This is a genomic window from Mycobacterium sp. SMC-17, from assembly GCF_045310915.1.
In the GTDB taxonomy this organism is placed as follows: Bacteria; Actinomycetota; Actinomycetes; order Mycobacteriales; family Mycobacteriaceae; genus Mycobacterium.
The window spans coordinates 18821-28052 of the sequence record NZ_JBJIAK010000063.1 but is presented as its reverse complement, the minus strand read 5'-3'; the positions used below and the strand labels follow the sequence as shown (position 1 = coordinate 28052).

The 9232-nt window shown below is 63.6% G+C and carries 9 protein-coding genes; all 9 read right to left on the bottom strand.

Going from position 1 to position 9232, the window contains the following annotated elements; genetic code table 11:
- Positions 1-27: 27 nt before the first annotated feature.
- The 9 genes from ACJH7A_RS27070 to ACJH7A_RS27030 are packed head-to-tail and all read right to left on the bottom strand — an operon-like array spanning position 28 to position 9232.
- Positions 28-486 (bottom strand): hypothetical protein, encoded by a 459-nt coding sequence (locus tag ACJH7A_RS27070; RefSeq protein ID WP_406802998.1) that lies wholly within the window; start codon positions 484-486, stop codon positions 28-30.
- Entirely contained in the window at positions 483-1112 is a 630-nt protein-coding gene (locus tag ACJH7A_RS27065) for an Mce protein (protein ID WP_293021481.1), read from the bottom strand. The genes ACJH7A_RS27070 and ACJH7A_RS27065 overlap by 4 nt, the downstream gene beginning before the upstream one ends.
- A 17-nt stretch (positions 1113-1129) precedes the next feature.
- Positions 1130-2392, bottom strand: coding sequence for an MlaD family protein (locus tag ACJH7A_RS27060; protein WP_293021483.1), 1263 nt, complete (start codon positions 2390-2392; stop codon positions 1130-1132).
- Positions 2389-3504 carry an MlaD family protein gene (locus ACJH7A_RS27055; protein WP_293021485.1) on the bottom strand — a complete coding sequence of 372 codons (1116 nt, stop codon included), beginning with the start codon at positions 3502-3504 and terminating at the stop codon, positions 2389-2391. The genes ACJH7A_RS27060 and ACJH7A_RS27055 overlap by 4 nt, the downstream gene beginning before the upstream one ends.
- On the bottom strand, positions 3501-4697 hold the full coding sequence (locus tag ACJH7A_RS27050) for an MCE family protein (protein ID WP_293021487.1): 1197 nt from the start codon (positions 4695-4697) through the stop codon (positions 3501-3503). The genes ACJH7A_RS27055 and ACJH7A_RS27050 overlap by 4 nt, the downstream gene beginning before the upstream one ends.
- Positions 4694-5752 (bottom strand): MCE family protein, encoded by a 1059-nt coding sequence (locus ACJH7A_RS27045; protein ID WP_293021489.1) that lies wholly within the window; start codon positions 5750-5752, stop codon positions 4694-4696. The genes ACJH7A_RS27050 and ACJH7A_RS27045 overlap by 4 nt, the downstream gene beginning before the upstream one ends.
- Positions 5749-6798 carry an MlaD family protein gene (locus tag ACJH7A_RS27040; protein ID WP_293021491.1) on the bottom strand — a complete coding sequence of 350 codons (1050 nt, stop codon included), beginning with the start codon at positions 6796-6798 and terminating at the stop codon, positions 5749-5751. Before ACJH7A_RS27040 ends, ACJH7A_RS27045 begins: the two co-directional genes overlap by 4 nt.
- Positions 6795-8375, bottom strand: coding sequence for an MCE family protein (locus ACJH7A_RS27035; protein WP_346414672.1), 1581 nt, complete (start codon positions 8373-8375; stop codon positions 6795-6797). Before ACJH7A_RS27035 ends, ACJH7A_RS27040 begins: the two co-directional genes overlap by 4 nt.
- Positions 8375-9232 (bottom strand): MlaE family ABC transporter permease, encoded by an 858-nt coding sequence (locus tag ACJH7A_RS27030; RefSeq protein ID WP_406776315.1) that lies wholly within the window; start codon positions 9230-9232, stop codon positions 8375-8377. Before ACJH7A_RS27030 ends, ACJH7A_RS27035 begins: the two co-directional genes overlap by 1 nt.

The following is a 9232-nucleotide window of genomic DNA, read 5'->3' as shown; positions in this document are numbered from 1 at the left end:
ATCTACTACGCTACGACCGCAGCCCAATCAGAGACTGCGCACCAATAACCGGTGTGCACCAAACTCGGGGTGGTTCACGTTGACAGTGCCGGTGGTGTTGACCTTGCTGTCGATCAACATCTTTCGCATCGACGCCGCAGCCTTGCTGTAGGCGTCCTTGAACTCGCCGGTCGCGCCGTCGATGATGTCGGCAAAGTTCTTGTCGATGACCTTCTGGTCGGTGGTGGTCAGGGTGACCGCATAAGCACGCGCCGCATCGAGTGCCTGCGCAGCCTCGGCATCGCGCTGGTGCTGAGCAAACAGCAGCCATCCCGTCGTGCCGGCGGCTACACCCAGCGCGAGAACCAACACGCCCACTGCCCAGCAGACCGTGCGGCGAACTGTATAGACTTTGGTGGTCTTGGGGATCACGGACTCTGCGCTGACCACGTCAGCGGTTTCGGCCTCGACCTCAGCTTCGGCGACGTCAGATTGCTTGGCCGTCATAGGATTTCGACCTTGCTGGCCAGCCACCGGCGGCCGACCTTCTCCATGGTCATGTCTATCCGGTTGCGGTCGATCCGCGGGCTGGGGTTGGACGCGTTGGTGATCGACTGGTCGACGAACATCAGCACCTCGACCTGGTTCGCCGTCGCCGATTTCACCGCTGCCGCAACGACAATGCCCGTCCCCGAGACCTTGTTGTCGATCAGCACCTGGCGCAACTGAGTGGCACCCTGGCTGTAGGCATCCTTGAACTCACCGGTGGCACCATCGAGTGACTTGCGATAATTGTCGTCAATGTTCTTGGCGTCCAACGTGGTCAGCACCACCGCGTAGTCCTTGGCCGCCTGCAACGCGGCAGCGGTTGCGATCGAGACCTGGTGTTGCTCGTACTGGCGCCAGCCCAGATAACCCAACGCTGACACCAACAGCGCGAAGAGCAACCCGCAGACCATGGCAGCCAGGCCAACCCGCCGCTTGGGCGCGGGTGCAACAAGTTCATCCGTGGCAACGGCGTCGGTGGCATCAACGTCCTCTGAATCGACCGACGACTCGGTCAACTCAGCTGCCTCGGTCTCTGCATCACGCAATTGGTCGAAGACATCGGTACTGCTGGTTCGTTTACTCATGCGTATCTCGTGGCTTGTCAGTTCGGCATCGGTATCGGCAACGACGGTCCACCGTACGGGGTGTCGATGGTGTAGCCCGGATAGTGCGGCGTCTTGTCGGTCACCGCGTGCGGGTCGTATCCCGGTGGCGGGCCGGCAGTGTCGTCGCCCGGCGGACGCGGGGCGTTGCGAGCGCCGCGGACCAGCAGCGAGGGGTCCTGGTTCTCGCAGTAGGTGTATTTGTACGGCTCAGGGAAGCTGGCGTCCGACGGTGAATGCCGGGGCAGGTTGTAGTCGCACCGGTACTTCGGATAGATGTCACCAAGGGCCCAGATAGCGCCGTCATGCACGACGGTGCCGAACCGGTCGATGAACGAATCGCGGTCCGGGCGCCACAGATACTGCAGCGCCGGGATGCGCTGATAGATGATCTGCGACACCGTGGTCAGGTTGCCCAGGATCTGCACGACGTTCTGCCGGTTGTCGCTGATCAGATTGTCCAGCGTCGCCAGTTGCGGCTCGCCCCGATCCACCAGGGTGCGGAAGCCACCGTCCATCTTGTTCACGCCACCCAGCACTTTGGTCAGGTTGTTCGTGGTGGCCGCCAAACCCGGACGCACGTCAGCGATGGTGCCGAACACCACCCGCGTGGTGCGGATCATGCTCGTGGTCTCCGGCAGCACCGAATCCACCGTGTTGGCCAGTAGGCTGGCGCCGTCGAGGATGGCCGACAGTTTGCGGGGTCCGTCCTTGGTGACGTGCAATTCGTTGAACATCTTGCCGAGCTTGTCGGCGTCAAGCTGTGCCAGAGCGCCGCGGCTGTGATCGATGATGTGCGGCAGGGTCAACGGAATGCTCGCCTGCTTGCCCGAAATGACGGCGCCATCCTTCAAATACGGACCATTGGCGTTGTCGGGCCGGAAGTCCAGATACTGCTCCCCTGCCGCCGACAGGCCCGACACCCGCACCGGGCTATCGGCCGGGATGCGGACTGACTTGTCGACAGTGGCGACCGCCTCCACCCCGTGATCGGTGAGGTTGACCGCCTCGACCCGGCCGATCGGGATGCCCCGCAGGGTCACGTCCTGATTGGCCAGCAGCCCACCGGATTCGGGCAATATGATCCGCATCGCAATGGTCCGGTGAAACGGGTTGAACCGCAGGCCGTCGATGGCGATGTAGCCGAAGGCGATCACTGCGGTGAGCAGCAGACCGAACAGAGCCAGCACCACCTTGCGGCTGGCCACCGCCTTGATGATCCGGATGGCCACGGCCAGTACGGAATTCAGCGCGGTGATCATGGGCGGTCCGGTCCGTTGACTCGGCCGAGCAGCATGTTCCACTCGTAGCGCAGGCTGCCGATCAGCAGATGCCAGTCGGTGCCGTCCGGGCCGTGGATACCGGGGTCGCCTGCGTAGTTCTTGTCCGGTAGGGCGCCGATGGCGATCTTGGAAAGGAGCATATCTGCGTGCAGTGCGGTGGAATCGGTGGCCTTGATGAGAATGGACTGCAGCCGGTTGAACGAGTTCAACGACAAGTTGGGGTCCATCACGATCTCGTTGAACACCCGCGATAGGTTGTTGACGTCAGCGGCCACGCTGCGGGTGTCGGTGCCCTTCATCGACGGGAACTTGGCCAGCTGCCGGGTGATCCGGGCGACGTTGTCAACCACATCCATGATCCGCGTGGTGTTGTCGGAGATCACCGACAGCGCCGGCGCACCGGCCGTCAACGCGGTGTCGATACTGTTCTGGTGGCCCGCCACCTCGGCGGCCATGTTCGACGTTGCGCGCAGCGTGGCGTCCAATTGGTCGGTACGCGCGGTCATCTTGGACAGAAATTGGTTGGTCTCCGAAATCAGCCCGGCCAACTTCTCGCCACGCCCACCTACTGCCCGGCCGGCCCCGTTGACATCGGTGGTCAATGCGCGGATGGCGCCACCGTTGACCAGCATGGCCAACGAGTTGAGCAGTTCCTCGACCGTCGGCGCAGCCGACGTGGAGCCCAGTCCGATGGTGTCACCATTGCGCAGCAATGGGCCACCGTCATCATTGCGCGACGGCGGACGAATCTGCAGGAACACGTCGCCCAGCGGTGTGGCAGAACGCAATTCAGCTGTGCTGCCAACCGGGAGCGGCACGTCTTTGCGGATCCGCATGGACACCTTTGCGGTGAAGTCCTCGGCTTCGATCGAGGTGACTTCGCCGATATCCGCGCCGTACAAACGCACTTTCGCCTTCGCCGGCAGGTTCAGCGCGTCGGTGAACACCGCGTTGAGCGTGTATACGGGCCCGCCTGACCCCGGCGACGGCAACGGGACACTGTCCAGTCCCGCGGCGCAACTGGTCATCAGCAACACACCGCTGAGTACTCCGGCGCACCGTGTGCTGCGCCGTACGAAAGTCAGGCTCATCGGGTCGGCCCTCCCTGGGCAGGTACTGCGGGTGCCGGCTGAGCCGGCACCGCCCCGGGTTTGGGCGGCTCGCCTTGACCGGACGGGCCGATGCCATTGGCCATCAGATCCAGCATGGTGGACAGCCCGAAGTCGCTGTTGTAGTCCTGCAATGTTCCTGTTGCACAACCCAGTTGCTTGAGCCCCATCAGGTTGCAGATTTCCTTGTTCAACGAGTTGTTGGCCAGCAGCTTGTCAGTGGGAAGGTGTACGCGTGCGCTGCCTCCGACCGGATCAAGTACGTTGTAAACATTGTCCACCGCCAGCGGAAGGACATCGATGGTCTCTTCGAGTTCGCGCTTGTTGTCCGACAGCGACCTGACCACAGTGTTGAGATCGCCGAACGAACCCTTCAGTTGGTCCCGGTGCCGATCGAGCAGGCCGCTGACCTCATGGAGGATTTCGTTGGCCTTGGCGCCGGTCCGGCCAGAACCGAGGTTCTGGTCGGCCAGAATGTCGCTCAACTGGTGCAGGTCGCCGCCGAATTTGCGGATCGCACTGTCATTTTCGGCGGCGGACTGGGTCAGGTCGGAGACGCTCCGGACGATCTCCTGCAAGTTCTTCTCAGTCTTGGCACCGCCATCGGGGCCGACCTTGAGCGCCTCGGACAACTTGGTCAGAGTCGACTTGATCTGCTCACTGTTGCCGGAGGAGATCTGCGAGCCCAGATTGACCAGATCGCCCAGCGGCCCACCGCCATTGGCGTCACCGCGCAGCGCGGTGCCCAGCTTGTCCATCATGGTCAGTGTCTTGTCGAATTCAACCGGGGTCTTGGTGTTCCCCAATGCGATCAGGTCACCGTCGCGCAGCTTGGGTCCGCTGGTGTACGGCGGCGTCAGTTCGATGTGCCGGTCGGTGAGGATCGAGGCGGAGACGGTGGCCGCGACGACGTCACTGGGGACCGGGACTTTTCGGTCGATGTCCATGGTGACCTCGACGTAGCCGCCCTTGTTCTCCACGGTATCGACTTTGCCCACGGGCATGCCGAGCACCGACACCGCGTTACCGGGGTACAGCCCGACGGCGTCCTGGAAGTGTGCCCGGACGGTGATGTTGCGGTGCCAGAAGTGCGGCACCGCAACTACCGCGGCAACCACTGCGACGACCGCGGTGGCAACTGCAACCAGGCCGATCATCAAGGCGCGCTTACTCATTTGCAGTCCTTGAAGTACTCGACGATGTTGAACTGCCGGGCCCGACCACTGATCGCACAGACCCACGAATCGACCATCAAACCCGCCGGCAGAGTCAGGTCCGTAGCATTACCGCTACCGGTCGCGTTGGCGATGTTGCGCGCTGCCACCGGCGCAATCTGCAGGATGCTGCGCACGAGCGCGTCGTGCTCGGCGAGCATCTTGGCGAATTCATGCAAGCTGTTGATCAGCGCGTCGAGTTGCGGCTCGTCGGCCAAGATCGTGTGCGCCCGGTCGGCGAGCAGCGTCACCCCGTCGAACAAACGCTGCATCGCCGCCCGCCGCGTAGCGATCTCGCCGAGAATCTGGTTGCCCTGCAACACCAACGCACCAAGGTCGGCCTTCTGCCGGTGCAACAGCGCCGCGATGGTATCGGCGTTGGTGATCAACGTGCCGAGCTGGTCGCGCCGGGACTGAATAACCCCGGCAAGGGAATTCAGATTGGTCAAGGCCTGCGGCAACTCGTCGGGCACTCCCTGCAGGCTGCCGCTCATCACCCGTACCGATTCAGCGATCCGATCGGCGTCCAGCGGACCTAGTGTCTCGGTCGCACCCGCCAAGGTCTTCTGCAGGTCGTAAGGCACGTCGGTATGACTCAATTTGATTGTGTTGCCGGATAATTGGCCGGACCCGGCGGGAGTGATCTCCAGATAGCGAGAACCAAGGATGGTGGTCAGCTTGATGGCCGCGTGAGTCTCAGTGCCCAACCGTACGTTCTTGTCGGCCTTGAACGTCACCACCACGTGATCGCCGGCCAGCTGCACGTCCTGCACCTCGCCGACCGGAATCCCCGCGATGGTGACCGGATTGCCCGACTTGATCGCGGCCGCCTGGGCGAATTCGGCGGTGTACTGCTTCTTGTCGACGTCCAGAACACTGACCAGCACGACGGCTGCGATCATCACGACGATGACCGCCAGGCCGATCGCGCCGAGCCAGAACTTGTTGTAGTCCTCCAGCACGCGCTTCCGCTGACCCACGATCTCAGGACGCAGCTTTCCGAACAGCTCGCTCATTGGCACACCGCCGAATGCCAGACCTCGTTGCCATTACCCGGTGTCGCCCGGATCACGAACATCCGGAACCAGTTGAGCAGGCCGCGCCATAGACCGAAGTCGAGGTCGCAGGCATATATGTTGCCATAGCTCCCGTCCTGCGTCATCCGGGCAAGGCCCTTGAGCAGCAACGGAACATTGGCCAGCGCGAAAGCCAGGCGGGGCTTGCCCTCGCCCACACCGTATTTGAGCAAGCCCGGATCGCGGTCGATGAATTGCTGTACATCCGGGGTGATCGCATCGACCAGTGCCGACAGCCGCGTCACGTTCGCGGTGATCGCCCCGACCGATGCGACGAGTTCGTCGCGCCGACTGTTCAAGGAGGACAACGACACCGACGTCTGGTGCAGCATGGTTTCCAGGTTCTTGCTCTGCGTGGCTAGCGTCGCCATCAGCTTGTCCAGGTTGGCGATCAGGTCGCCGAGCGCCGCATCCGGTCCCGCCAGGGTCTGCGTCAGCGACGAAGCCTGGGTCGTCAAGGTCAACAGCGATCCCTGATTGCCCTGGAACGCCTCGATGATGGCGTTGGTCAAGTTGTCCACCTGCTGCGGATCGAGCTCGGTGAACAGTGGCTCAAAACCGTTGAGCATGTAGGAGATATCGAACGACGGGTTGGTCCGCTGTTCCGGAATCTGCGCTCCTGCAGGCATTTTGCGGCGCTCGCCATCGCCTTGGCTCAGCCCGAGGTACCGCTGCCCGATGATGTTCTGGTACGTCACCGAGGCCAGCGTGCTGGCGTAGAGCGTTTGGTTGCTGCGCACTTGGAAGTCGACCTTGGCCTTGTTGTCGGGTGTCAGTTCGATCTTGTCGACCCGACCTACCCGTACTCCGGCGACCCGGACATCATCGCCTTCGGCCAGCCCCGACACGTCGCTGAAAATGGCCGAATAGCTGGAGGTTGGACCAGCGATGTTGCGTTGTAAGGTGGCAAAAACCATCCAGGTGACGGCAACCGAGAAGACCATGAACAGTGCCAGGCCAATGATGGTGCTGCGCTTGATTCTCATGGCCGGCCCTTGTCTGCCTGCCCGCCATCGGCGGGGCCGGGCTCAGGAGTGATCTGGACGCTGCTGCCGCGGGCGACGGGGCCCAGCAGCAATTCGGTAGCGGAAGTGGCTGGGCCGCCGACGATTTGGCTGAGCTGGTTCTTCTCCATCTGACTACCGACCGGACCGACGGTGCCGCCGTACAGCGGTGCGGACTGCTGCTGTACTGGCGCAGGCGCAGGCGCGGGCGCACCGTCCGGCCCGCCCGCCTCTGCCGCTAACGGTGGGGCTGCAGGTGGCGCGGGTGCCGGGCCGGGGTCCGGCGCTGCAGGCGCCGGTGCACCCTGTGGTGCCGGCGGCGCGTTGCGGTCCGGCGGGCCGGGGAAGTCCGGTACCACCGGCACAGAGAATCGGGGCGGCGCGAAGTTGGGGCGGTTCTCGGTCACCCACGGTGGGACTCCCATGCCCATCGAGGCCAGGCCCGGCTTCAGATCGGGCGCGGTCGGGGTTTCCGGTGCGGTGCGGCAACTGGGCCCCTCTATGGCTCCGTAGCGTGGGCAGTCTGCCCGGGTGTACTGGCGCGACGGGTTGATCGAAATCACCGTACCGAGAGTCAGCAGGTGGGTCTCCGGGTTGTAGGCCTCGTCGTAAACCTTGTTGGCCAAGGCCTGCAATCGCGTTGAGATGCCATGGAATTCGCCGGCGTGATCAGCCAGCACACCCAGCCCTGGAGTCAGCCCGGTGCTGACTTCGATCATCCGGTCGGTCTGGTGCTCGAACGCATCAGCAAGGGTTCCGGTCGTGTGCAGCCCACCGGTCAGGAAATTCGTGAGCTGGGAACGCTTCTCGGCGAAGGTGCGCATCGGCTGTACCGAGCTGTCCAGCGCGGCGAACAGATCCGGCGACACCGTACGCAGACTGTCGGCGGCCGACTTCAGCGCCGACAACGTCGTCGGCCCGGAATCGTCGGAAGCAACCACCGAATTCAGTTGCTGCATAACCCTGTTGAGGTCGCCGCCGGCGTCGGTGAGCTTCTGCCCCCGACCGCGGGTGGCCTCCGACAGTGCCGCGAAGACACCGACATTGTTCGAATCCGGCGCCTGCCCAACGGCTTTGAGCAGCTGCCGCAGCTTGGCCAACACGTTCTGGAACAGCACAGTGGGCAAGGTCTGGTCTTCGAGAACGACGTCACCGGTGCGGATGGGCCGCGCGCCATTACCGTTCTGCACCAACTGAACAGCCGATACGGCGAACAGGTTGGCCGGCACCACTCGTGCGGTCACGGTGTCGGGAATCTGCGAAGCGAACTGCGGCTGGATGTTGACGTGCACCACGTTCGGTGAACCGTGCTGCGAGGGCGTCACGCTCGACACCATGCCGACGATCACGCCGCGGAACTTCACGTCGGAGCGCTCCGGCAGGCCGTCGCCGATGTTGATGAGCTTCAGGTCCACCCGGACGAAATCGTCCAACTTGCCTTGCGATTTCACCACCATGAGGACCGCGGCGATCGAGGCCACCACCGCGAAGCACAGGCCGATGACACCCAGCTTGCGGTCGGTCGAGCCCCGCGGGTCGTGGTCGAACGAGTTAGCCATCAGCCACCGAACCTTGCACCGCTGATGACGCCCCACAGCGCCATGGTGAGCAGCATGTTGACGATCATCACGACGGTGACGCTGCCGCGCATCGCCCGCCCGGCCGCCACACCCACACCCGCCGGGCCGCCGGAGGCGAAGTAGCCGTAGTAGCACTGGATGGTCGACGAGATGAACACGAACACCACAGCTTTGATCGTCGCGAACAAGACGTCCCGGCCCTCCAGGAACAGACCGAAGTAATGCAGATACGTGCCGGTCGACTGGCCGGCGATCACGCTGACCAACTGGCACGACAGATACGCCAGCGCCAGGGACGCGAGGAACAGCGGAACCACCGCGATGATCGAGGCCATGACGCGCGTCGCGACCAGGTAGGCCACCGAATTGATACCCAGGGTGTCCAGCGCGTCGATCTCGTCGTTGATCCGCATGGCGCCCAGCTGTGCGGTGAACCGGCACCCGGCCTGCGCGATGAAGGCCATCGCGATCATTGCCGGCGCCAGCTCTCGCGTCGTCGCGAACGAGGAGACCAACCCGGTGGCCGGCCCCAGGCCCAGCAGGTTCAACGCGTTGTAGCCCTCGACCGCGACCAGCGCCCCGGCCGTGACACCAAGCACGCCGGCGACATTCAGCGTGCCACCACCGACCACGATCGAGCCGTTACCCCAGGTGATGTCGGACAGCAGCCGCAGAAACTCCTTGCGGTAACGCAGCCACATCGTGGGCATGGCCAACAAGACCCTGCCGAAGAACTCGACCATGTGGCCGGTACGCCCGGCCGCCTTGAGCAGCCCGTTGCCGACGGCCGTGATCGGCCGCAGCGGTGTCGGGGTGAATGTTGATGGGGCGGCCAT